Origin of the sequence: Collinsella sp. OM07-12 (assembly GCF_003438275.1) — a bacterium.
Classification (GTDB): domain Bacteria; phylum Actinomycetota; class Coriobacteriia; order Coriobacteriales; family Coriobacteriaceae; genus Collinsella.
Genome location: NZ_QSTQ01000017.1, coordinates 30,258 through 55,293 on the forward strand (window position 1 = coordinate 30,258; position 25,036 = coordinate 55,293).

A 25,036-nucleotide genomic window follows, 5' to 3' on the forward strand; every position below is an offset into this window, starting at 1 on the left:
CCATCACGCCCTATAAAACACGTTTTCGGCAAAGAAGTCGGTCGGCGGCTCCACGCAGGCGATCTCGCCGTCAAACATCATGGCGATTTCGTCAGCGACCTGCTCGGCAAAGTCCAGGTCGTGCGTGGCCATGATGACGGTGCCGCCGGCCTGCGCATGCTCACGCAGGGCTCGGGCGATAATGCAGCGACTTGCCAGATCAAGGCCCTTGGTGGGCTCATCAAGCAGCAACAGCTCGGGGCCAATCAGCAGCAGCTTTGCCAATGCAAGCAGTTGACGCTGTCCGCCCGAAAGATCGCACGGGTGGCGCCCATCCAGGCCCGACAGCCCCAGACTTGCTGCGCGCTCCTGTGCCACGGCCTCGTCGTACCCGCAGGTCGAAGCCCATTCCATTAGTTCATCGCGAACCGTCTCGGCAACCAGCAGGGCCTTGGGATTCTGAGGCAGCAGCGCCGCCGAAGCCGTCCCACGCACCATGCGGCCACGCTGCAGCTTAGCCGTCTTGGCCAGCACCGAGAGCATCGTTGACTTGCCGCAGCCGTTTCCGCCCACGACCGCATGCACCACGCCGGCCGAAAACGCCACGTCGAGCCCGCGCAGCACCCAACCGCCCGCGCGATCGTAGCGAAACCAGCCCTCGCGGATAGCCGCTGCCGCACTCGTCGCCGCCCCCTGCGCGGGCCGGCAAGAGTCCAAAGCCAAAAGTCCCTCGCGACTACCCAAACTCGCTAGGTCAGCCGCCTCGCGTACGCGACCGCCCTTAATCCGGTACGCATACGTCGCATACTCGAGCATCGGCCGCGGCTGGTGCGTTGCCACAACAACCGTGCAGCCCAGCTCGCGATTCACACGAAACAGCGCATGCATAAAAATTTTCTCGGCGACGGGGTCCAGCTGGGACGTGGGCTCATCGAGCAGCAGCACGCGCGGGCGCAACGCCAGCACGGCCGCCAACGACAGCAGCTGCTTGCGTCCGCCCGAAAGCGTGTCGGTATCGCGGTGGAGCCAATCCTCCAACCCAAAGAAATAGCTGGTCTCGGCCACGCGACGGCGCATCTCGTCGCACGACATGCCCAAGTTTTCCAGGCCAAACGCCATCTCGTGCAACACGGTCTCGCACACAATCTGGTTTTCGGGGTCCTGAAACACATAGCCCACGCGCTCCGCGGACGCGCGCACGTCCATGTCGGCAACGTTCTCGCCCAGCACGAGCAGTTCGCCAGTGCGCTCGCCCGCCGGAGCGATCTCGGGCTTGAGCAGCGACAGCAGCGTCGACTTACCCGACCCGGTACCACCAACGAGCAGCGCAAACGCGCCTTGGGGAACAGCCCAGTCAAGCCCCTCGAACACCGGCGCCTCGGCCCCGGGGTAGGCAAAGCGCAGGCCTCGCACTTCAATCGCCGGCTCATCCGAGCCGCGCACCATGCCCGTCATCATGCTCCCGTCCAACCGAGTCATCAGCCAAACCTCTTTTCGTCAACCGCGCGCAGCACGCAGGGCAGTGCCATCCAAGCCGCGCATACAACATAGCCCGGCCACGGCGCCGGCACCGAAAGCTGCGGGTAAAACGAATACTGCGTCGTCGCAACCCATGCCACCGCTACCGCGGCGGCACCAAACGCCGCAAGCCCAACCAGCGCGGCAACATCGCCGCGCCCCAGCCGATACCGCGCGTACGTCGTGCGACGCGTCGCGGCACCCCACCCGCGCGAGCGCATCGCGTCCGCGCGCTCCAGCGAATCTTCCATGCCCCAGCCCATCAGCACGCTCGATGCCCGCAGGCGCGAGCGCACGGGGTCGGCCGGCGCGCGCCCCGGCACGTCAATCGCATCTTGCACCGCCAGCACCGTGCGGCCGCGGCGCAAAAACTGCGGGATAAGCCGCATGCACATCGAGATCATGAGCGCGATCACCGGCGCGGCGTTACCCAAAAGCGCAAGCACCTTATCGTATTCGAGCATCGACGCCGCGGCCTCAAACCACAGCACGCTCGCCACAAACAGCCCGCCCATGCACAGGCCGTATACCATGCTCTCCAGATACACCGCGCGCATACCAATACGGAACAGCTCCGTCGAGCCCGAGGCGCTAAACAGAGGATTGACCAGCGCGATAATCAAAATCACCGGCAGCTGCCAGCGAAGCGCCCCCAACGTGCGCGCAGCACCGCGCGTCGCAAGCCCGTACGCCAGCCCGCCCGCAAGCGACAGCGCAATCAACACCGGTTGCATCGAGAACATGGTAAGCCCCAGCGTCAGCACCATATAGAGCGCCGGCACCGCCGGGTGCGACATCGAGAATGCCGCGACGGGCTCACTGCCCGATTCCTCTCGCGTGATGTCCACGGGCACCCCCATCCCCTCGCTCAAACGCCAACGCCGCAGCGCCGCCGGCGCCATACACAACCAGCGTAAACGCCACACCGGCGACGCAAGCCTCAACCGCCGCAAACCAATCGTTACGCGCTCATCATATGCCTGCGGTATCATATTGCGCCGTGTATCGTTTCCAAACACACGTCTCTATAACGTAACAGGAGATCACATGGACGCAACCGCAATTATCCTCGCCGCCGGCGAGGGCACCCGCATGAAGTCGAACCACTGCAAGGTTTCGCACAAGATCCTGGGCAAGCCCATGGTTCAGTGGATCGTCGACGCCACCATCAAAGCCGGCTGCAGCCGCGTCGTGGTCGTCATCGGCAGCCACGCCGACGAGATGCGCGCCCTCATCGACGGCGCCTACGCCAACAGTGCCACCAAGGTCGAGTGCGTTGAGCAGACCGAGCGCCTGGGCACCGGCCACGCCGTGAAGGTCGCACTCGAGGCCTGCGGCATCACGCAAGGCCCGGTCGTCGTACTCAACGGCGACCTGCCGCTCATCACCGCCGACACGGTCGCCAAGTTCGCACAGACCGTCGCCACCGGCGAGCTCGCCTGCACCGTCATGACCATGACCCCGCCCGACCCCTTCGGCTACGGCCGCATCAAGCTGGGCGACGACGGCCAGATCGAGCGCATCATCGAGCAGAAGGACTGCACGCCCGAGCAGGCCGCCGCGCTGCTGGAGTGCAACGCCGGCTGCTACGCCTTTGACGGCGCGCAGCTCGCCGCCCACATTGACGAGATCGGCAACGACAACGCGCAGTCCGAGTATTACCTGCCCGACATGCTCGAAATTCTCAAGGGCCACGGCCAGGCGGTCTCCATCTTCCACTGCGATGATTACCGCGACGGTCTGGGCGTCAACAGCCGCATCCAGCTCGCGCAGCTCACCGCCATCGCGCGCGATCGCATCAACGAGCACTGGATGGCCGAGGGCGTCACCTTCATCGACCCCACGCAGGCTTGGATCGGCCCCGATGCCGTCATCGGCCGCGATACCATCGTGTGGCCGCAGACGCACCTGATCGGCCACGTCACCGTGGGCGAGGAGTGCCAGCTCGGCCCCAACAGCCGCCTCACCGACACCACCGTCGGCAGCGGCTGCGTCATCGATGAGACTATCGCCATCGAGGCCGTCATCGAGAACGGCGTCGACTGCGGCCCGCGCGCCTACCTGCGCCCGGGCACCCACATGCTCGACGGTTCCAAGGCCGGCACGCACGTGGAGATCAAGAAGTCCACGATCGGCGAGGGCTCCAAGGTGCCGCACCTGTCCTACATCGGCGACACCACCATGGGCTCCGGCGTCAACGTGGGCGCGGGCTCCATCACCTGCAACTACGATGGCGTCCACAAGCACAAGACCGTCATCGGCAAGGACGCCTTCATCGGCTCCGACACCATGATGGTCGCGCCCGCCCAGATCGGCGACGGCGCGCTCGTGGCCGCCGGCTCCGTCATCACCGAGCCGGTTCCGGCAGATGCACTCGGCCTGGGCCGCGCCCGTCAGGTAAATATTGAAGGCTGGGCCGCCGATTATCGCCGCCGTCTGCACGAGGACGACGAGGTATAACGTTTTATCAAGCATCTAAGGAGCTGTTCCCATGGGGACGGCTCCTTTTTCTATGCTGACCTGCGCGACCGGATGAGTGGTCGGTTCGTGTCCGTTGACGGTAAAGACGTTATCAAGACTCGATAAACCCCGCCGCGCGGTTACAATGCAACAAGGCATCTATATGGCATTCGATATAAAGGAGAAGGGTAATGCCGATTAATGATCCCGAGAAGTCGGAGAATATGCGCAAGTCCATCCGCGTGTATTCCGGTTCCTCCAACCGTCCCCTCGCTCAGAAGATCGCTGAGTACCTTGGGGTCGAGCTTTCGGGCCTTACGCTAAAGCAGTTCGCCAATGGTGAGATTTACGCCCGCTACGACGAGACCGTCCGCGGCGCCGACGTCTTCCTGATTCAGTCCGTGGCCGGCGGCAACGTCAATGACATGCTCATGGAGCTGCTCATCGCCACCGACGCTGCCAAGCGCGCGTCTGCCCGCTCCATCACCGCCGTCATCACCCACTACGGCTATGCCCGCCAGGACCGCAAGGCCGGCCCGCGCGAGCCCATCACTGCCCGCCTCGTCGCCAACCTGCTCGAGCGCGCCGGCGTCAACCGCATCATCACCCTCGACCTGCACCAGGGCCAGATCCAGGGCTTCTTCGATATCCCGGTTAACCACCTGTCCGCACTGCCGCTGTTCGGCCAGTACTACAACGACATGCACTTCGACACCGACAACCTGGTTGTCGTGTCCCCCGACGTGGGTCGCGCCAAGGCCGCCAAGAAGCTGTCCGACATGCTCGGTTGCGATCTCGCCATCGCCCACAAGGGCCGTCCGCGCCACAACGCCGCCGAGGTCATGGGCATCATCGGTGACATCAAGGGCAAGACCTGCATCATCAATGACGACATGATCGACACCGCTGGCACCCTGTGCGCCAACGTCAAGGAGCTCAAGGCCATGGGCGCCGGCGACATCTACGTGTGCGCCACCCACGGCATCTTCTCCGGCCCGGCCATCGAGCGCCTGAACGACGCTCCCATCGTCGAGTGCGTCGTCACCGACGCCATCCCCGTCGAGGTCGGCGGCAAGATCAAGACCATCTCGGTCGCCGAGGAGTTCGCCCAGGCCATTTCCGCCGTTTACCACGAGGAGCCCGTCTCCACGCTCGTCGGCGGCGACTTCGCACTGTAATCCAACGCGCATCGCATCATCTTTGATGCTTTTAAAGGGCCGGAAGCTCGCTTCCGGCCCTTTTTCTATCCCTCGCCAACCTTCCCTGGACAATTAGTTCAGATACGTATTTTTTTAAAGCCCCAAAGGGCCGTTCGGAGCCTTCTGAGCTCCCCGGCGGATGCCATGCCGCCCAATGCTCATCGTTTTCGAGCACAATCGCCGCATATTTACCCTCAAATCGCCCTCGAAGGCCCTTAGAAACGCCTCGAACGCCCGCCGTCTTATACGTATCTGAACTAACTGTCCAGTAGCTATCGTCAACCTTCGCGGCAGAGCTCAATTTCCTGCAATCCCCTCAACCGATTCCATCGATTTCATAACACCCAGCCGTTCATGGCGCGCAGCGCCCCGCTGAGCGAAAAGAACGGTATGGCGGTCGCATTCTGCCGCCAACTTAGTACGTTATAGCTATGACGACCGTGATTTCACATCTCTCCGCCCTCCGCGCAATTCGTCGCGCACGACGGGCGTACTCTGCCCTACCCTGGGACTCCGTTGATAGTGAACAGCAAGCACAGGTCTTGGCTAGCTGCATTCCCAATAATGACGCGATAGACTTTGGCGCACTTTCGATACTCGACGCCTGGAATGAAGATGATTCCGAACTGCTCGATCTTCTCGTTTCAAGCGAAGACAACAGACGCCCCGACAAGCGACTTCTTCAGCATATTCTCTCCGCTCCTCTTCCTGAAGGTGCAATTATGCACGTCGAGGCCGACATCTACGCAACGTCTCCTGCCATGACAGCCATGCTTTGTTCCAAAAATGAATCAGTCGCCAAAACCTTGATGCTTCTCATGGAACTGCTCGGAACCTACTCCCTTCCTCCCGGGGCAACATACCCCATTGCCTATGACGACGTCTGGCCCAAGGGCGATGGCTACGAAGCGATGGACGACCTCGATTGCCGGGGCGATCAGTCGGCGGCCGAACAGCAGAACGAAACCCGCTACGAACAGGCGCACTACAAATGTGAGCCCGCCACAACTATCGAAGAGCTTGAGGCGGTCGCGCGCTTCGCCAAAAGTAGCTCATACACCTCGTTTCGCACGGCAGTCAATCTCACCCGACCCGGATCTGCATCCCCAGCCGAATCCCAAATGTTTGCCGTTCTCGGAGCGCCCATGCGCTTTGGCGGATTCGGATGCTGCAGCCTGCCCATGGGAGGCCTGCTACTCAACCATCGAATCGACTTCGACACTCTTGCGGTCAACATGTCCTCCGGCATCCCTTACGCCATCTGCGACCTATATTGCCCGGCAGCCGGAGTCGACAACGAATACAACGGAATTGGGCATGAGCTTCAAAACGCTCGCATCCACGATGGCAATCGAAATAATGGACTCAAAGCAATGGGCATCCACGTCCTGGTTATCAATCGCGACCAAATGAAAGACCTTGTTGCACTCGAAGCCTTCGCCCAAACGATGCATCGACTCGCGGGAGTCCGATTCCGGTATCGCATCAAGGGCTATCGCAAGCGTCAGGCCGCTTGGCTCAACGCTCTGCGGGCCGGAATCGGCCTTGCGCCGGTCTAAACGGCGAATCACCCGTGCGCCGTCGAGCAGGGCTGGACAGTTAGTTCAAATACGTATAAATGGACACAGTGAATTAGGCTGTTTTGCAGTTATCTCTATACCATTCGCCCTATTTGAAGGCAGGGTAGACTTCAAAACGGCGCCATATGGACTAACTAAAGCTCCAAAACAACGTATCGGCATCGAATTAAGCACTTCGAGTCCTCAGAACTTATACGTATCTGAACTAACTGTCCACCTCGGATTTTGACGGCCGTCCAAACGCCCCCAAACAACCTCAATTGCCCTCCATTTGACAGTGGCAACAGGGTCGCTCACCATAGCAGGCGACAAATCAACGAAAGGATGAACATGGCAGCTGCACAGCCGCTTAAGATTCGCATGGTTGCCGGGCTTGGCAACCCGGGCGAGGAATATGCCGAGACCCGCCACAACGCCGGCTTTAAGGCGATCGACGAGCTGGCCCGTCAGGCCGGTGTCACGTATTGGAAAAACCAGGCCGGCGCCGAGGTCGCGCTCATCAACATCAACGATGCCGAGGAAGAGGACGGCAAGCGCCAGATCGTGCTGGTCAAGCCGCAGTCGTACATGAACACCTCGGGCGGCCCCATCTCCAAGCTCTGCCGCGAGTACAAGATCAAGGCCGAGGAGCTGCTCGTCATCCACGACGAGCTCGACATCCCCGCCGGCGATGTGCGCGTCAAGGTGGGCGGAGGCCATGCCGGTCACAACGGCCTGCGCTCCATCATCGACAAGATGGGCAGCCGCGACTTTAGCCGCATCCGCACCGGCATCGGCAACCCTCCCGGCAAGATGGCCGTCGCCGACTATGTGCTCAAGCAGCTGCGCGCCCGCGAGGCCGAGGACTTCCAGGACACCTGCGCCCGTGCCGCCGACGCTGCGGGCCTCGCCATCGTGCACGGCGCGATCTATGCCCGCGACCATGTCAACGGCTCCGCCTCCGCCAACGGCAAGCACTAAAACCTGCCAAAATAAACCTGTCCCTTTTTGGCAGGTCACTTTTCCCACCTGCCGAAGATACACGCAAGCGACATGCCCATGAGGGTATAATTTGCACCGTATGTCTGCACAACGCCTGTGCGCGTACGGTTCTAATCGGGCTGCCGTCCATTTCCGTGGAGGCACGGTTCGGTCGCCCTAACAAGAGAGGGGTTCTATGTATAAGATCCTGGAGAAGACGCAGTTCTCGGAGAAGGTGTTCAAGTTCCGCATCGAGGCGCCCGCAATCGCCAAGCATGCGCATGCTGGACAGTTCCTCATGGTTCGCGCCAACGAGACGGGCGAGCGCGTCCCGTTCACCCTGGCCGGCTGGAACGGTGACGAGGGCTGGGTCGAGTTCATCTTCATGGTGATCGGCAAGACCACCGAGATGCTTTCCACCTACGAGGCCGGCGAGTCGCTGCGCGACGTCGTGGGCCCGCTGGGCGTTCCCACCGAGATGGCCGAGGGCCCCTGCGCCGTCATTGGCGGCGGCGTCGGCCTAGCAATTGCCTTCCCGGTCGCCAAGCACCTGGTCGAGACCGGTCACGAGGTGCACGCCATCATGGGCGCCCGCACCAAGGACCTCCTGCTCATGGAGGACCAGTTCCGCGAGCTCCTCGACGAGGACCACATCCACATCACCACCGACGACGGCTCCTATGGCGAGCAGGGCGTTGTCACCGCTCCGCTGGAGCGCCTGCTGCAGGACAAGGCCGTGAGCCAGGTCTTCTGCGTCGGCCCCGTTCCGATGATGAAGTTCTCGACCCTCACCGCCCAGAAGTACGACACCCCCATCACCGCGTCGCTCAACCCCATCATGGTTGACGGCACCGGTATGTGCGGCTGCTGCCGCGTCGAGGTGGGCGGCGTGACCAAGTTCGCTTGCGTCGACGGCCCCGACTTCGATGCCACCCTGGTCGACTGGGATGACCTTCGTGCCCGCCAGGCCGCTTACCGTTCCGAAGAGGGCGAGTCCCTCAAGGCCTATGAGGAAAAGAGCTGCGCATGCCACTAGTTAACGGTCGTTTCGTTGCCGATATGAAGTCGCCCCGCACCCCCGATAACGAGGAGCCGGCTGCCGAGCGCGCCTGCGACTTCCGCCCCGTCGACAAGGGCTTCACCGAGGAGATGGCGCTGGCCGAGGCCGAGCGCTGCCTCAACTGCAAGAAGCCGTTCTGCGTTGAGGGCTGCCCCGTCAACATCAACATCCCCCGCTTTATCGAGCAGATCCGCGAGAAGGACTTCGGCGGCGCCCTCGATACCATCCGCGAGGACTCCATGCTTCCCGCCATCTGCGGCCGCGTCTGCCCGCAGGAGAACCAGTGCGAGGGCAAGTGCATCCGTGGTAAGAAGTCCGAGCCCGTGGCCATCGGTCAGCTCGAGCGCTTCCTGGGTGACCGCCCCGAGCTCGCCTCCACGCCCAAGATGGCCCCCAAGAACGGCAAGAAGGTCGCCGTCGTCGGCTCCGGCCCGTCCGGCATCACCTGCGCCGGCGAGCTCGCCCGCAACGGCTTTGACGTCACCGTCTTCGAGGCTTTCTTCACCGGCGGCGGCGTGCTGGTCTACGGCATCCCCGAGTTCCGTCTGCCCAAGGCAGTCGTCAAGCGCGAAATTGACGGCCTGGAGGACATGGGCGTTAAGTTTGAGTACAACTCCGTCGTGGGCAACATGGCCACGGCCGAGGAGCTGTTCGAGCAGGGCTTCGACGCCATCTACGTGGCGACCGGCGCAGGCCTGCCCAAGTTCCTCAACGTCCCCGGCGAGAACCTGCCCAACGTCTTCTTCGCTAACGAGTACCTCACCCGCGTGAACCTGATGAAGGCCAACAAGTTCCCCGAGTACGACACCCCCACCAAGCACGGCAAGAACGTCGTCGTCTTTGGTGGCGGCAACGTGGCTATGGACGCCGTCCGTACCGCCAAGCGCCTGGGCGCCGAGCACGCCATCATCGCCTACCGCCGTACCGAGGATGAGATGCCCTGCCGTCGCGCCGAGCTGCACCATGCTAAGGCCGAGGGCGTCGAGGTTCTGCCGCTCGTTTCCCCGCTCGAGTTTGTCGCTGGCGAGGACGGCTCCGTGTGCGCCGTCAAGGTCCAGAAGATGGAGCTCGGCGAGCCCGACGAGTCCGGCCGCCGTCGTCCGGTTGCCATCGAGGGTGCCATCGAGGAGATCCCCTGCGACGTCGCGATCTCGGCTATCGGCACCAACGCCAACCCCTTCGCTGCCAAGATCGGCGGCAAGATGGAGCTCAACAAGTGGGGCTACATCGTCGCTGACGAGGAGACCGGCCAGACCACCGATCCCCGCATTTGGGCCGGCGGCGACATCGTCACCGGTGCCGCTACGGTCATTCTGGCGATGGGCGCCGGCAAGAAGGCCGCCGCTTCCATCACCAAGAGCCTGCTGGGCGAGTAATCACCTACAGCGCTAGCCATGAAACGGCAAAGTCCCCGTCGAGCACACGCCCGGCGGGGACTTTTTCTATGCCGGCCGTCCAAACCACCACAAAGGGGACAGGCACCTTTGTGGTGGTTTTGAACTCGCCTGGTCGTTTCGTCTCAATCTGTAACACCTTGAGTCCAAATATCTGGCTTGGTGTTACAGATTGAGATTTTGTAAAAGCCGGGAATGGGCGCCGCCACCAAAACCTAGCGCTTGCGTCGCTTGGTCACGGCGACGCCGGCGGCGGCAACGGTTGCGCCGGCGATGCCCAGGGCGGCGACCGTCATCGCGGCGGAGTCACCCGTGCTGGCAAGCTCCGTGGCGCCGGATTTCTTGCCGTTTTCGCCCTTACCCTTGGACTTGTCCGTCGTCACTGTGGTCGTCGTCGAAGTCGAACCACCCGCAGGAGCCCCGGTACCGCCAGAGCCATCCGCACCGCCACCCTGCTCGCCACCGCCAGGCGTCGGCTTGGGTTCCGGTTTGGGCTCGGGCTCCGGCCCGGGCTCCGGCTTGGGCTCAGGCACCGCCTCATCGGTCACCGTAATCGTAATGTTCAAGCGCTCCGAATACTCGCTGTACGACATGCCGGGGCGTTGTGCCGCAATGCGCACATACATGTTGCTATCGAGCGCAATAGGCTCGGTGTACTTTACGCGGCCTTCGTCACGGCAGGGGCAGGTGTCGTTGGTGGTGTACCAAATGGTCGCGCCATCCTCCGCCGAAAGCTCCAGCTTCGTGCCCTTGGGCACCGTAATGTAATTCTCCTTGGGCGACCACGAGCCAAACGTCGTCGCACCAATCGTCGCCGCCGGTCGCGCCGGTCGCACGGCCTCGGCAGACACGCGCACGTCAACCTGCTTGGACAGCGCCGTGCCATCCACCGCCGCCGTCAACGTCGTCAAACCGGGCAGAGCACCATGCAGCACAAACGTCGCCGCGCCGTCCTCGCCCGTCACGGCCTGGGCGGCATCGACAGAGCAGATAGCCGAGGACTCCAGCCCAACACTAACCTTGGCGCCCGCAAACGGCTTGCCCGCCTTATCGGTCACATGTGCCACTAGCTCAAAGTCGCCGCCCTCAAGCATGGTCACAGCTTGTTCCACGTTGAGCTTGAGCTTGTCGGCACGAACGCCCACGGCAAGCTCCCCGCTTGCCCAGCGCGACATGGCCGTGCCCGCATAGTTCCGAGCGCCATCAAGCTCAAACGCCACCGTCGAGCCTGCCTCACGCGCATCGGCATAGCGAATACGCAGCACGCGCGACAGCGGCTTGCCATCGGGGTCATCCTGCTTATCGAGCCAGCTGTACGTCACATCGCCCAAGCCCTGCGCATTCAGCGCGGCCAGAGCATCGTCACTCGCGTCCATATACTGCGCAAACTCAACATCGATGCAATCGGTATAGGCATGGGCCGAAGCCACCTCGGGCGCCGCCGTCGACACCAAACCAATGTTCACCTCAGTCTGAATCGGCGGCACGCGCAGCCAGGCGGAGCACGCCTCCTCATACCCGTCCTTGGTCACGCGCACCTGATACCAGCCGGTCGGCGTATTCCAGTTGTACGCACCGTCCGCACCCGTTGCAAGCGGATTGTCCTGCTCATACTCCTCGGCATCCCAACGCGTGGCATTGGTGCCGGCGGCATCGTCGGCGCTCCACAGCTCAACCGTTGCACCCTCGACCGTATTGGACAGCAGGCCCTCATACACCACGCCCGCAGGATCAGGTGCGGCCTTGGCGGCCACATGGCGGTAACGTGCCTCAAAGATCGACTGCATCTTCTCGTCCGAGATCAAGCCGTCCTTGTTGGCGTTATAGACCTCGGCATCGGTCAGCTCACCCCAGTTGACCGTAATACGATTCTGGCACGCGCGCTCCACCCGCTCACAGGCGACATCGTAGGCGCACTCGGCATTGGTTAACTTAATCGCGCGCTCCGAGCCCACACTCGTCGAAGCCGCATCATAGGCAGCGCCCACCACGGTACCCGCCGAACCGGCCGTCAGCACGCCGGCGATTGTCATAATGGAGCCCACTGCCACATCGGTGCTGTCGTGGCAGAGCTGGCGATACAGCAGATCCTCAAACGCACGCGCCTTCTCCATGGCGTCACGCAGCGCGTAAATGCACTTCCAGTCGTCCTCGGTCTTCTCGGGCTTGGCAAGCAAGCGCGTATGCTGAAGCTCATAGCCCTCGCGCTCGCCCTTCACCTTCTGCATACGGACGTTCACGTTCTCCCAGTTCTTGCTGGCATCGTTCACGCCGTAAATGCCGGTAAAGATGCCGATGCCCTGGGTCGCCGCGGGAAACGCCTGGCCGGCCGCCTTCCACGCATCGGTCTTAAAGACCCGTCCGAACATCTCGCACTCGATCTTATAGCTCTTGAGCGAACGGATCGTGCGGATGAGCTTCATATGGGCGCTCACGTCGCCGTTGAGCTTCCAGGCCATGAGCCATCCGCGCACCTTGGAGTTGTTGAGGCTATGGACCACATTCCAGTTGTCGTACAGGTTGTCCAGAATGTCGCACTGCATGGCAATCGAGTTAAACAGAAGCGCCTGGTTCTTGTTGTTATTGGAGTTCTCGATAAATTCCGACTCTATATAGGCCGTCTGCTCGCCATCGGGCGCGGCGACCTTAAAGCCCTTGACGGTATCGTCATCAGCCGCCTTGTAGCTCAGCGAGCTGCCGAGCGCCTGGCCCAAATCGTTAAACCCGCTCGTCGACTGCCCGTTGTACTCGCTGGCCTTAATGCCCGCACACTTGTTGAGCGCCGCAGCGGTTGCGTCATTCCAGCTTCCGTATTGGTTGAGCTGGCCGATACCCATCGACTGGCCTACCAGATCCTCGGCCTGCTGGGCAATAAACTCCGCTCGCGACGCATGGTCGACGAGCTCCTTGATGGCGGCCGCATCCGCAGCGTTCGCGCCCTGGGCCGCCGCGAGTTCCTGATACCAATCCTCGCTGGTGCCGTAAGCATCCTCAAAGATCATCTTGTCCACGTTGACGCCATAGCTGTCGCCCTGCTTGGTCAGCAGCGCCGACGAGCCGCCAACCGCAGCCTTGAGCTCGGCCGCAAACTGCGCGGCCTCGTCGTTGCCAGCATCATCACCCTCGCCGTCGCTGGTGGCAGGGGCACGGCGGGCCTTGCGAGCAGTTCCACCTTGGGCTTCGTCCTCTTTACCGTCCTTGTCTTCCTCGGCAAACGCATCGGCGACCATCTGGTCAATCGCGTCGTTAAAGGCCTCGTCGACATCATTAAACGAGTTATCCATCATATACTCGTGCCACTGCTGCACGGCATTCGAGAACTCCTGCTGGCGCTCCTCGGCCGCGGCGGAATGCTTTTTGGCCGAAGCGTTGGCATCAAAACTCAGCATGGTCATAAGCTGAGCATTGGAGATGCGGTAGGTCTGCGGCATAAAGATCTGCTCAAAGTTTCCGCAGTTCACATAGGTCGAGTCATTCGCCTTGTTAAACTCGTCGAGCAGTTTAAGGTAGCCCTCGTCCACATACTCCGCCACATAGCGTACACGGGTGCCCTCGCGCGACTTTTGAGTCAGAGGAATCGTCACCGTCTTGCCATCCACGCAGTCCACGTACAGGTCGAGCGTGTCGGCGGCCTCTTCGTTTCCCACCTCGAGCGTGATATCGAACGTCCAGTAGGCGTTCTTCTTTTGCGGCAGATGATGGAAGGTCCACAGGCTCTTGCCGGTGTCCTTGCCGTCCTTGACCAGGCTTTGCGTACCGCCACGATACGTCACATCAAAGTTCCAGACCGAAGCGCCCGGAACATAGCGCACATAATTGCGAGCCGCCACCTCTGCGGCAGCGGCGGCGACGTCGGTCGAGCCCACGCGCGCCTCGAGCGTCACGCGCTCGGCGGCAAGCGTATCCTGCGGCAGGTCGTATTCAATCTTGGCACGGCCGAGTTTATTGGTCTTGCCGGTGTACTTTGCAGCCGAGGCGCCCGTGCCCACGGTGAGCTGCACGCTCTTGCGCGGCGCCGCATAAACGTAGGCCACATTGCCCAGCAGGCTGTGAACGTCGGTGCTGTCGACCTCGATGCGCGATCCGCTAACCTCGAGCGTGGTGCTTCCCAGCGGCAATGTCACCTCGCCCAGCGTAATAAGCGGCGAGATGGCATAGATGCCCGCGGCCTTAGGCTTAAAGCGCACAAACACATCGGCGCCCATGCCCTTCTTCATATCGAGAACGAGGTTGTCGCCCTCCCAAGTTGTGCCAACCCACCCGGCATCGGAGCTGGCGCCGGCTTCGCGAGAGCCTGCGGACACATCCTCGACGGCATCCTTTGCCAGCGGAATCTCAATCTTGGCAGCCTGGCTGTTCTTGAGCTCGTAATGAATGCGTAGCTCGGTCTCCACGCCAACGACCGCGGACGAATCAGCGATAACCGAGCCCGCCGTCAGCCCGCGCTCGGCACGATACGTCTCCACGTCAAACGTGGGAACGTCGAGCGTCACGTCGAGCTGTTTGCCGTCCTCAATCTTCACCTGCTTTTGCGCGATATGCTCACCCACGGTCAGCCCTAGGCGGCTAAACGTGGAGTAGTCCTTCGCCTGAATGTCGTAGCTCGTCTTGTTAAAGGCAACGATCGTATAGGAGCCGGCCTTAAGGCGCGGCGTTTCGGCCTTCATGATGGGCGTGGCGCCGTCATCCTCATAGCCCGTCAGATAGGTGACGCCGTCGGCGACCAGCTTGCCATCGGATGCGCGGAACACGAGCACGCGGTTGGCTCCCATATACTCGCCCTTGGTGGTAACCGTCGCCGTACCCCAGGGCTTCAAGTCGATAGCGACCTTACCAGCCGAAGGCTTCACCGTCGCCGTCGCCCCACCCAGCTTGAGTCTGTCTTTGGGCTCGAGCGTTATCTCCAGATCCTGGTCCGCGTCGGCAATAGCCTGCGACACCACGAGCACCGTGCCCTGGATGCGATAGTCGTTTTCCTTGTCACCCTTGGCCGGCTTGAGGGTCTTGCCGCCGCTCTTCACCGTCAGATCGATGTTATCGAGACTATCGAGCTCAATGCGTTCGGTCTTATCCTGGCCCACAATCGGTTCAAGATAGCCCACGTTGAGCTCAATCGCGCGCGAGGCCGGAATCTTGGTAAAGTCCTCGGCATTGATCTCCCCGACGTCCCACGTGCCCGCCATTTGATCGCCCGGGCGAGCGAGCACCATATCGTAGCAACCATCGAGCGATATGCGCAGTGTGGCCGCCATCTTGGAAAGGGCATCCACCGTAAAAGCACCGTCATCGCCAACCGCTAACGGTGTGGACTGTCCCGCCTGCATGAGTATGGCCGTCGCACCCTGGGGAAGCTTTCCCGTTACCTGGGCAGCCTCGCCCATCCACTCAAAAGTGTAGGCAGGACGCGAAGGATCGGCCGAGTCCATGCGATCGGCAACGGCATCGGCAATTTTCTTAATCATCGAGGGGTTGCCCGCCGAGTCCGTCGCATAGGCATAGATGGTCTGGCCCTCGCTAAAAGGCATCGAGTAATCGACGCCGTCGATCGTCACGTTATTTGTGTACAGGCCTGCCTCTTCGAGCTTGACATCGGGATTCATGATGCGCAGCGCCACCGCGTTGTGATTAGTGGTTGAGCTGCCGGCGCTGCTGGTAATACGCGTATTGTCAAACGGCTCCAAACCAATCGACCGCACGCTCTTGGGCACAACGATTTCCTTACCGGCCAGTGCGGGATCGAGGTAAGTAAACGCATGCGCTCCGATATATTTGACGCCGTCGCCGATCGTCACCGACGACACATGCGAGCACCCGTCAAAGGCATAGCGCTCAATCCGCTCCACCGTGCCCGGCACGTTGATCTGCGTAAAAGTGAGCTCCGTCTCGCCCGATACGTAGAACTGCGGCACGCCGCAATTGGCGAAGGCACGATAGTCGATAGTCTTAACCGAAGGCGGCAGCGTTGCCACCACCTTGTCGTCAAGTTGTTCGCAGCCCTCAAAGGCCTGCTCGGGAATCGTGGTAAAAGCCGCGTTGTTGGGCCAGGTCACCGTCTGAAGTGTCTTGCTTCCGGTAAACGCATTCCAGCCCAACTCCTCAACCGAATCGGGCAGCGTGATTTCCTTGATGCTGCTGCCGCCCAAACCGCCCACAGAGCGGATATGCGAATCGGGAGCAAACGTAATTGATGTGAGCGCAGCGTTTCCCATACCCGTAAGGCTTACGACATGCTTGCCGTCGATGGTCGAGGGCACCTCCAACGTGGTAATGCCCGCGTCGCCATACTCGATAGAAATTTCGTTGGTGAGGCTATCGATCGAGAAGTAGTACTGCGCGGGAGTCTGCTCGCCGGCCACGTAGCCATCATCGTCTTCACCCTTTACGCCCGTGGCGCCCTTCGAGGTCATCCAGAGCCCAAGACCCTCATTCCAGGTTGCTTCGGCTTCGGCGGTCTCCTCTTGCTTCTGCTGCTCGGCGAGTTCCTTGCCCTCGACGAGATCGGTGGCGAGCGTACCCGCAGGTGTGCTCTCGGTCTGCCCGGCGCCCGTCAGGCCCGCCGCCGATGCAATCTCGGAGGCCGGGGGCGCAGGCGTGTCACCGGCATCGAGCGCTGTGGGGTCGGCAGCGCCGACATCGGGCATGGGGCCGGCGGAAGCAGCGTCGCCTGCTTGGCCGTTATCCGTCTGTACAAAAGTGCCGTCGGTGTTGAGGGCCTCGGCAAACGCGCCCGCGGGCAACGAACCCGTCACCATGGTGAGGGTCACAGCGACAACGGTCAGGCGGCAACAAAGCGCTCGAACAGTGGTCCACCTCATGGTCGTTCCTTTCCTGAAAACCAAAAGTCATCCAGCGTAATCGTCGTCCAAAAACAAAGCGAACGGTAGGTTCATATATACGAACCTACCGTTCTACCTGCGCAAACCACCACAAAGGGGACAGGCACCTTTGTGGTGGTTGGGGTTATTCATCCGTCGTGGCGGAGCGCAACCTAACGCTTGCGACGCTTGGTCGCAGCAACACCGGCAGCGGCAACAGTTGCGCCAGCGATGCCTAGGGCGGCGACCGTTATCGCGGTGGTGTCTCCCGTGGCGACCAGGACAGCATCGGGCTTCTTGGCCGGCGTGGTTTTCTCAACCGTCTTGGTCGTGGTGGTTGTCGTGACCGGCTTAGCCGCTGGTTTGGTCTCGGGCTTCACTTCGGGCTTAGCCTCAGGCTTAACCTCAGGCTGCGGTGTCGGCTTGGGATCCGGCGTAGGCTGCGGATCGGGAGCCGGCGTGGCTTCAGGCGTAAAGGTCAAATCGGTGTTGAGCCACAGGGTGTAGATCCAGCCGCTCTCGGGATCAACTACACTCGCTTCGCCCATCTGGTAGCCGCACTCCTGGCCGTTGATCACCAGCTTGGTGTCGGGCGTGAAGTAGAAGCCGCGCGCGGGCTTGAGGTAGATGCCGTAGCGATAGGTCACGCCGGGTTTAAAGGCGTCGATGTGATTGGTGATGTGCTGGTCCCAAAACTCAACGGAATTCACCTCACTGCCGTCGCTACCCGTCCAGTACTCACACTGAGGAAGGGAATTGGAGCCCGTCGGAACATTCGCCGTAAAGACCGGCTTATCGCCCGCCTTAAAGGTGGTCGTGGCGCCGTTGATCTCGATAACGTCGATGGCACGCCATTCGTCAATCGGCTGCTCGCACAGCATATTGTCAGCATCGGGCGCGAAGACGCCGTTGACGGTCTTGATGTGGTGCGCCCAATGACCGTTGACGTGCATCATGCAGTCATCGGCCACGGTATTGTCGCCCTTGAGCCTCAGCTCAACGGAGTACATGTAGAACTTGCCCTCTTCGAAGTGTTCGATCCTCCTCGCGCCCGTCGGATACTTGGCAGGGTCGGAATACCAGAAGGCAACGGGCGTGAGCTCCGCAGGGTCGCTGCCATCCATTTCCTCCCAGCACTCGTAGGCGATCTCGTACTTGTCGGCATCGGCAGTGGGGATCGTCGCGGTCGCGCGCGGCGCCTCGCCGGGCGCGTAGTCGGTTTTCACATCGTTGACGTCCAAGTTATGAAGGGCTTCGTTTTCCGATGCAACAAGCGTAATTTCGCTATTGATGGCATAGCGGAGGTAATAGTCGTCCCTGGTTTCGTTGAGGGTAATCGAGCTGCCCGGCTGATAGGCGTTGAAGATATCATCGGGATCCCCAACAATGATGGCACCGCCCTCATAGTCAGTTCCGGTATACGTCAGTGCCGCGCCAATATAAAGAACCTCATTGCGCGTGAGTCGATACGAGCCGCCCGCCGCGCCACCCGTAAAGGTCAGCGTCAGCCTCGTGTGATCGCCAACAGGCTCAAAGTGAGCCGTCACATCGGACATAGATGTGTCCTGAACTTCAGCCAGGGTGCCCGAAACAGCATTGACCCGGTAGTACTTGGTTTCGACAAGTTCGCAGAGCGGCTCATCCGGCATGCCGCCCTCAACATCGGGAAAATCATAGGTATACGACTGGCCCTTTTCGAGCGCGATGTTGCCCGGAAGCACACAGTCCGTATAATGATCGACCACGGTCGTGTTGAAGTTGACGCCACCCGGGTTCTCGATGGCGTCGGTCACGCCACAGGGCATGATGGCATCGTTTGCCGGCGTGGCGGCGTTGTCGCTGGGAGTGTTTTGTTCGGCGGATGTCGCATCGTTCACCGTTGCCGCCGGTGCGTCCTGCTGAGCCTGCTGAGGTTCTGCCGTGGATTGCGCCACCGGAGCCGAGTCAGCCATCGGCGCAGCCGGGGCCACCGGTACCGGCGCCGAAGCCGCCGTATCCCCCGCAACCGTCGGCGTCACCGGAGCCGCGGCAACCTCATCCGTCCCAGCGGCGGGATCGGCGCATTCCGTCGCCAGCGCCACGCTCGGCAGCAGCAGCTGGCCAACCATAAGCGCGCACGCGCCGGCGCAAGCTATTTTGGCACCCACACAACGCCAGGTACCATGAACCAGCGAGCAGGTGCGCTCACGCTGAGCTTGCTTATCAAAGTCGCTTCCGTACATAACGGCCTCCTTGGTCGTAGGGGCATACCACCACAAAGGTGCCTGTCCCCTTTGCGGTGATTCTGTACCACCAAGATGTGTCAAATGACTCCGTATGCCTAGGTTCGTAGATGTGAACCTAGGCCTCTACCTGCGGTTTAAGTCAATATGATTTCGCCATCGCCACACTCGTCCCGGGAACGCTACAATCGAGGACACGATTATTCGTCCACCCAAAGGACCGTCCTTGAACCTGAGCAGGCCTAAAATCAACGCGCTTCTGGCACTCGCGCTCTTCACCTTCGCCTTCCTTGCCGCCGAGTTTCGCTTCGACATTAATGTCGGGCTGCTCGCCGGTGCCGAGCGTGTTGTGCTCGCACAGGGCTTTATTCTAGGTGCGAGCGTGCTCGGCTTTATCGGATATGCGCCGCTGCTCGGGCTCGCACAGCGCAAAGGCCGGCCTCGGGCAGTTGTCAGCGCCGCCGTCCCCATCGCCATCTTGGGGTTGACTCAGATTCAGTCCCCCACGAGCCCGCTTGCGCTCGAGATTCTGGGATGCCTCGCATTCCTCGGACTCGGCCTACTGGGTGGCGCGGCACACCATGCCTTCGCAACGACATTCCAAGACGATCCCAAGCTCGCCACCGGTGCGGGAGCAGCCTATGCCGCGGGCATCCTGATGCAGTTCGCCATCAACCTGCTCAATTGCGGCGGCATCGCAGAGCTCATCGTCCTTGGCACAGCGACGATCGCCATCTCCACCCTCAGCGTCGTTCCCCAAAAGGCTGCTGAGAGCTCCAGCCCCGCCATCAATCCCCTTGTTGAGCCATCGCACGCCCTTGCCAAGCAGGCGTGTTGGAGCATCGCGCTCGTCATGATTCTGGCCTGCCTGTTCTCTACTCTCGATAACGTGGTCACGTTCTCCAACGCCCACGGCACCATCGCCGTGCAGACCTGGCCGCGCCTCTTTTTGGCAGCCAGCGGTCTTGCCGCCGGTCTTATCTTTGATCTTGCCGAGCGTCGCTACATGGGGCTCGTCATGTTCGGCGTCACGGTACTCTCCACCATTTCGGTCTTAGCCGTCGAAGCGGGAGCCGATCCCAACCTGGGCCTCATTGTCTTTTACCTGAGCTCGGGCTTTTTTGTCACGTTCTTTACCGCCACGTTTACTCAGCTGGCACCGCACATGCACGTGCCCGCCTTCTGGGCCGGCATGGGCCGTGCAGCCAATAACGTGTGCGCGTTCACCACGTCGGGCGTCTCGCTTGCGCTTGCGACCTCTGGCAACGTCGCCCTCATCATGATTGGCGCGGTCGTGCTTCTCGTCGCCGCCTGCGCGGCATTCGTTGCCGCGGGCCTATTCCGCCTGCCCCAAACCGAGCAGGAGCGCGAACATCAACAGCTTGCCGAGGAGGCGCTGGCAGCACCGAGTATCGAGGAGCAGCGTCAGGTCTTCATCACCGATCACGCTCTCACCCCACGCGAAGTTGACGTGCTGGTGGCTGTGACCCAAGATGAGCGCCCGCTCAAACAGGTCGCCGAGGAGCTTGGTATCTCGATGCGCATGGTACAGCGCCACCTGAGCTCCATTTATCAAAAGACCGACACGCAGACGCGCGCCGGTCTCACCAAGGCCTTTCCCTCGGCCTAAAACAAAAACCACCACAAAGGTGCCTGTCCCCTTTGTGGTGGTTTTGGTCGGCTAGCCTTCGAGCTGGGCCACTTTGTAGCGGTAGGCCGCCGCGATGACGTCTTTGCAGCCCTCGCGACCCAGCTTGGCGCGATTGACGACGATGTCTTTACCGCTCGTCATCTTCCACTTTCCGGCGCTATAGCGCTTATAGAACGCCTCGCGCGCCTTCTGCTGCTGCTTGACCAGCTTGGCGCCCTTCTTTTTATTAAGGCCACGCTTCTTGCGCACGATCTCGACGCGGTCCTCAAAGGGTGCGGTCACCAACACGGCAATGTGATTGGGATTGTTACGCAGCAGGTAATCGGACAGACGGCCTTCGATAATGCAGCTCTCGGTCTCACCCAGATCCAAAATCACCTGGCTCATCTTTTGGAACAACTTGTCCGAGTACGAACGGGCATCGTAACGGTCGGGCAGAAACGCCATGTTCTCCACAGCCAGACGCTCGTCGTAGGCGGCCATCTTATCGAGCGACTCGCCCGCGCGCAGCGACGCACGCACCAGCAGTTCGTTGTCATACAGCGGAATCCCCAACTCGTCGGCAAGCATGCGACCAATCTCGTGGCCCTCGGCGCCAAAGTCGCGCGCGATGGTAATGACCACAGGATTCTTCTTATTCTCCAGATCGCTCATCGCGATTCCTTTCTAACAAATGAGAAAAAGGCAGTCTCTGTTTCCCATTTTGTCACTTACGCCGGTCCTGGTTTCCCAAGTGCGGCAGATTGCCCCGAAAGAGGAGCGCCGCGTACTAAATGTACGCAAGCGGCGATTGAGGGGCAAGGTGCCGTGCTTGGGGAAGCAGGACTATGCGGCCACCATTCGCCTCTGATATGCCCTCACCAGCAGCGAAATACCAAAGTTGAGCACAAAGTACATCGCAAACACCAGGCCGTAGAGCATAAGCACCTGCGACAGGTCGATCGCATGGGCCATCACGACGTTTGCCGTGTACATGAGCTCGGCCACGTTAATGCCCGAAAGATACGAGCTGTCCTTGATGACGGTCGTGCACTGGCTGAACAGCGCCGGAATGATCGTCTTAAACGTCTGCGGCAGAATGATGTAGCGCATGGTGGCAAAAAAGCCAAAGCCCTGGCTCTGCGCTGCCTCAAACTGGCCGCGCGGAATCGAGTTGAGGCCGCCGCGCACAATCTCGGCCATAACAGCGCTGGTAAACAGCGTAAAGGCGATGGTTGAGATCACAATATCCAAACCCTGCACCGTAAAGTAGATAAACAGGATCCATAGCAGGTTCGGCGTGCAGCGGAACAGCTCAATGTAGGCGCTCACCAAAATACGGAACGGACGGGGCGCATAGCTCTTGATGAGCGCCAGCACCGTGCCAAAGATGAGCGAGAAAAAGATCGACAGCGCCGAGATCTCGATCGTCTTAACAAAGCCGCCCCAAATGTAGAGCAGGTTGGTCGCGTTGAAGATTTCCATGCGCTAGGCCTCCTCTACGTTGTCGAGCCCCAGCTCGGCCAGGCTCACACCGCGCGGACGCTCCTTGGAGCGGCGCTCGAGCCACTGCACCAGCATGGCGAGCGGAAAGCAGATGATGAAATACATAAGGCAGCAGACGATGTATCCCTGCAGGTAACCGTACAGACTCACAAAGTTGTCGGAACGGTACATAAGGTCGCCGCCGGCTACGAGCGCCAGCACCGACGTGTTCTTGACCAGGTTGAGCGCCTGATTACACAGCGGCGGCAGGATGATCTTGAACGTCTGGGGCAGCACGATGTACCAGTAAGCCTGCGCGCGGGTGAAGCCCTGGCTCTGGGCCGCCTCCATCTGACCGCGCGGAACGGCCTCGATGCCGGTACGGATGACCTCCGAGATGTATGCCGCGTGGTACAGGCCCACGCCCAAAAAGCCCAGCACAAACGGCGCGATGCGCACCGGCTGGTCGGCGCCGGTTATGGCCTGCAAAAACTGCGGGCCGGCCATGTACATAAAGAGTACCTGCACGGGCAGCGGAGTGTTCTGGTAAAACTCCACGTACACGCGGCTGATGGCACGCAGCACGCGCGAACGGGTGGTCGAGAACACGCCCAGCAGCGTGCCCAGCGCCAGCGACAACAGCAGACCGGCAACAACCACCTGCAGCGTCACGCCAAAGCCCTCCCAGAAGGGCCCCATGTTTTGAAATGTCGTCGACCAGCGGTCGGCGTCAAACAATCCTTCGAGCATTTGATTCCTTCCTTGGACGATGCGCCTACACAAGACCCCAGGTCTTGACCTCTTGATCGAGCCAGCCGTCGGCCAGGCGATCGCAAACCACCTGATCGACCACGGCCGAAAGGTCGCAGTCCTTCTTGGTCGCCACGCCGTAGCCCTGCTCGCCAAACTTGACCTCGGGCTGCAGCAGCTCGACGGTCTCATTCATATAGCCGGCCAGCGTGGAGCGGTCCATGGCAAAGACGTCGATATTGCCGGCGTCGAGCGAACTCTTGATGATGGGATAGCCACTAAAGGCCCTAAATTCGGGCTCGCAGCTAAAGCCGTTATCCTTGATCATCTGCTCGATCAGGCCCTGTGTGGTGGCACCCTGGCTCACGCCGATGACCTTGCCGTCCAGGTCCTCAATCGAGGAAAAGCCCGAACGCTTCTTGACCATGAGTCCCACGTAGTCGGTGCGATACGGCGTCGAGAAATCCCAGCTCTTCTTGCGCTCGTCGGTGATGGTGTAGGTCGCCGCGACCACATCGAGTTGGCCGTTGTCGATCAGCGGGCCGCGCGTCTTGGGCGTTACGTCGGTAAACTCGACCAGCTCCTGGGCGCGGGCCTCCTTGTAGCTCACATCAAAGACGGCGGCGGCAATCTGGTAGCACAAATCGACTTCCATGCCCTCAAAGCGACCCTTGGCGGTGTCGTAATAGCCGTAGCCGGGAACGTCCTTCTTAACGCCGGCATTCAGATGACCGCGCGACTTGATGGCCGCAAGCTTGGAGCCCTTGTCGGAGGCCTCGCCGCTGGTGGAGTTGCCGCAACCGGTGAGCGCGGTCCCCGTCAGCGCGAGCATGCCAGCGCCCGCCAGCTGCAAAAAGTGACGGCGCGACACGGCCGCCCTCGTCATATCCGTCATGTCCATCACCGCGCCTAATGCAGAATCTTGGACAGGAACTCGCGGCAGCGCGGGTTCTCGGGGTTATCGAAGAAGTGCTCGGGCGTGCCCTCCTCCAGGATGCGGCCGTCCTCCATAAAGATGACGCGGTCGGCCACCTGGCGCGCAAAGCCCATCTCATGCGTCACGCAGATCATGGTGATGTCCTCCTGCGCGAGCTCAATCATAACGTCGAGCACCTCCTGCACCATCTCGGGGTCGAGCGCCGAGGTCGGCTCGTCAAACAGGATGATGGGCTGCTTGGTGCACAGGGCACGGGCGATGGCGATGCGCTGCTGCTGACCGCCCGAGAGGTTTTGCGGATACTCGCCGGCCTTATGCGCCATGCCGACGCGCTTGAGCGCGGCGATGGCGATCTCGGTCGCCTCCTCCTTGCTCTTCTTTTGCAGCTTGATGGGCGCGAGCGTCAGGTTGCCGAGCACCGTCATGTTGGGATACAGGTTGAACTGCTGAAACACCATGGAGCTGTACTTGCGAGCCATCTCCAGGTGATTCTTCTTGGTGAGCGGCGTACCGTCGATGATGACCTCGCCCGATGTGGGCTCCTCCAGATAGTCGACGCAACGGATGAGCGTCGACTTGCCCGAACCGGAAGGCCCGATCATTACGAGCTTCTCGCCGCGCTTGACGGTGAGGTTGATATCTTTGAGCACATGCAGGTCGCCAAAGTACTTGTTGAGATGCTTGATCTCGATCATGTCTGCCATGAATGCCCCTTCCCTGCGTTTACACGAATTGCATCATTGTACGGAAAGAATCGCGTTTCCGCAGCCCACACTGCACCCCCGTAAAGAACCCGCAATCTTCCACCCACTCGTTGGCACCCATTGGGGACAGACTTAAATGAGTACCTGCTCATTGGGCACTCATTTAAGTCTGTCCCCAATGGGTGCCCCACCAAAAAGGGGCGCGACCATGACGGCCACGCCCCTCAAGACCCGAAAATAATACAACCGCCCTTGTTGAGCATAAGTCAGCGAAAACCCGTACACGCGAGCAAGGTGACGTGAAATCAGAACCACCCTTAAAAAGGGTGGTTTGCTCTTAGGG

16 protein-coding genes are annotated in these 25,036 nt (G+C 61.0%); 7 read left to right on the forward strand and 9 right to left on the reverse strand.

Annotated elements, in window-relative coordinates; genetic code table 11:
- Nucleotides 1-3: 3 nt before the first annotated feature.
- Both DXB98_RS07265 and DXB98_RS07270 read right to left on the reverse strand, forming a co-directional pair.
- The gene (locus DXB98_RS07265; protein ID WP_117743665.1) at nt 4-1,458 is read right to left on the reverse strand and encodes an ABC transporter ATP-binding protein; all 1,455 of its coding nucleotides are present in this window, start codon (nt 1,456-1,458) and stop codon (nt 4-6) included.
- Complete coding sequence (locus tag DXB98_RS07270; RefSeq protein ID WP_233505124.1) at nt 1,458-2,345, reverse strand: energy-coupling factor transporter transmembrane component T; 888 nt, start codon at nt 2,343-2,345, stop codon at nt 1,458-1,460. Before DXB98_RS07270 ends, DXB98_RS07265 begins: the two co-directional genes overlap by 1 nt.
- A 199-nt stretch (nt 2,346-2,544) precedes the next feature.
- On the opposite strand from DXB98_RS07270, the gene glmU reads away from it, so the two are divergent.
- The 6 genes from glmU (at nt 2,545) to gltA (ending at nt 10,132) form a co-directional block, all read left to right on the forward strand.
- A complete protein-coding gene (glmU, locus tag DXB98_RS07275) occupies nt 2,545-3,957 on the forward strand; it encodes a bifunctional UDP-N-acetylglucosamine diphosphorylase/glucosamine-1-phosphate N-acetyltransferase GlmU (protein WP_117743667.1) in 1,413 nt (470 codons plus the stop codon).
- A gap of 191 nt (nt 3,958-4,148) precedes the next feature.
- Nucleotides 4,149-5,135 (forward strand): ribose-phosphate pyrophosphokinase, encoded by a 987-nt coding sequence (locus DXB98_RS07280; RefSeq protein WP_089573682.1) that lies wholly within the window; start codon nt 4,149-4,151, stop codon nt 5,133-5,135.
- Between the two features lie 452 nt (nt 5,136-5,587).
- Nucleotides 5,588-6,715 (forward strand): hypothetical protein, encoded by a 1,128-nt coding sequence (locus tag DXB98_RS07285; protein ID WP_117743668.1) that lies wholly within the window; start codon nt 5,588-5,590, stop codon nt 6,713-6,715.
- Between the two features lie 351 nt (nt 6,716-7,066).
- Nucleotides 7,067-7,696 (forward strand): aminoacyl-tRNA hydrolase, encoded by a 630-nt coding sequence (gene pth, locus DXB98_RS07290; protein ID WP_199407150.1) that lies wholly within the window; start codon nt 7,067-7,069, stop codon nt 7,694-7,696.
- A gap of 196 nt (nt 7,697-7,892) precedes the next feature.
- Nucleotides 7,893-8,732: a sulfide/dihydroorotate dehydrogenase-like FAD/NAD-binding protein gene (locus DXB98_RS07295; protein WP_006235793.1), complete on the forward strand. Its 840-nt coding sequence runs from the start codon at nt 7,893-7,895 to the stop codon at nt 8,730-8,732.
- Nucleotides 8,723-10,132: an NADPH-dependent glutamate synthase gene (gene gltA / locus DXB98_RS07300; protein ID WP_117734771.1), complete on the forward strand. Its 1,410-nt coding sequence runs from the start codon at nt 8,723-8,725 to the stop codon at nt 10,130-10,132. Before DXB98_RS07295 ends, gltA begins: the two co-directional genes overlap by 10 nt.
- Before the next feature lie 233 nt (nt 10,133-10,365).
- Here gltA and DXB98_RS07305 read toward each other — a convergent pair whose 3' ends face one another.
- Together DXB98_RS07305 and DXB98_RS07310 are read right to left on the reverse strand one after the other, a co-directional pair.
- A complete protein-coding gene (locus DXB98_RS07305; RefSeq protein ID WP_117743669.1) occupies nt 10,366-16,965 on the reverse strand; it encodes a leucine-rich repeat protein in 6,600 nt (2,199 codons plus the stop codon).
- 173 nt (nt 16,966-17,138) lie between these two features.
- Nucleotides 17,139-19,187 carry a hypothetical protein gene (locus DXB98_RS07310; RefSeq protein ID WP_117743670.1) on the reverse strand — a complete coding sequence of 683 codons (2,049 nt, stop codon included), beginning with the start codon at nt 19,185-19,187 and terminating at the stop codon, nt 17,139-17,141.
- Between the two features lie 226 nt (nt 19,188-19,413).
- Between DXB98_RS07310 and DXB98_RS07315 the strand changes: the two genes are divergently transcribed.
- Entirely contained in the window at nt 19,414-20,817 is a 1,404-nt protein-coding gene (locus DXB98_RS07315; RefSeq protein WP_117743671.1) for a helix-turn-helix transcriptional regulator, read from the forward strand.
- A 51-nt stretch (nt 20,818-20,868) separates the two neighbouring features.
- Here the strand turns inward: DXB98_RS07315 and DXB98_RS07320 are convergent, their stop codons facing one another.
- The 5 genes from DXB98_RS07320 to DXB98_RS07340 form a co-directional block, all read right to left on the reverse strand.
- Complete coding sequence (locus DXB98_RS07320) at nt 20,869-21,492, reverse strand: AAA family ATPase (protein ID WP_055251542.1); 624 nt, start codon at nt 21,490-21,492, stop codon at nt 20,869-20,871.
- A 171-nt stretch (nt 21,493-21,663) separates the two neighbouring features.
- The gene (locus DXB98_RS07325) at nt 21,664-22,302 is read right to left on the reverse strand and encodes an amino acid ABC transporter permease (RefSeq protein WP_117743672.1); all 639 of its coding nucleotides are present in this window, start codon (nt 22,300-22,302) and stop codon (nt 21,664-21,666) included.
- Nucleotides 22,303-22,305: 3 nt separating this feature from the next.
- The gene (locus DXB98_RS07330) at nt 22,306-23,052 is read right to left on the reverse strand and encodes an amino acid ABC transporter permease (protein ID WP_117743673.1); all 747 of its coding nucleotides are present in this window, start codon (nt 23,050-23,052) and stop codon (nt 22,306-22,308) included.
- A 25-nt stretch (nt 23,053-23,077) separates the two neighbouring features.
- Entirely contained in the window at nt 23,078-23,953 is an 876-nt protein-coding gene (locus tag DXB98_RS07335) for a transporter substrate-binding domain-containing protein (RefSeq protein WP_117743674.1), read from the reverse strand.
- Between the two features lie 8 nt (nt 23,954-23,961).
- Nucleotides 23,962-24,693: an amino acid ABC transporter ATP-binding protein gene (locus DXB98_RS07340; RefSeq protein WP_055251548.1), complete on the reverse strand. Its 732-nt coding sequence runs from the start codon at nt 24,691-24,693 to the stop codon at nt 23,962-23,964.
- Nucleotides 24,694-25,036 lie beyond the last annotated feature (343 nt).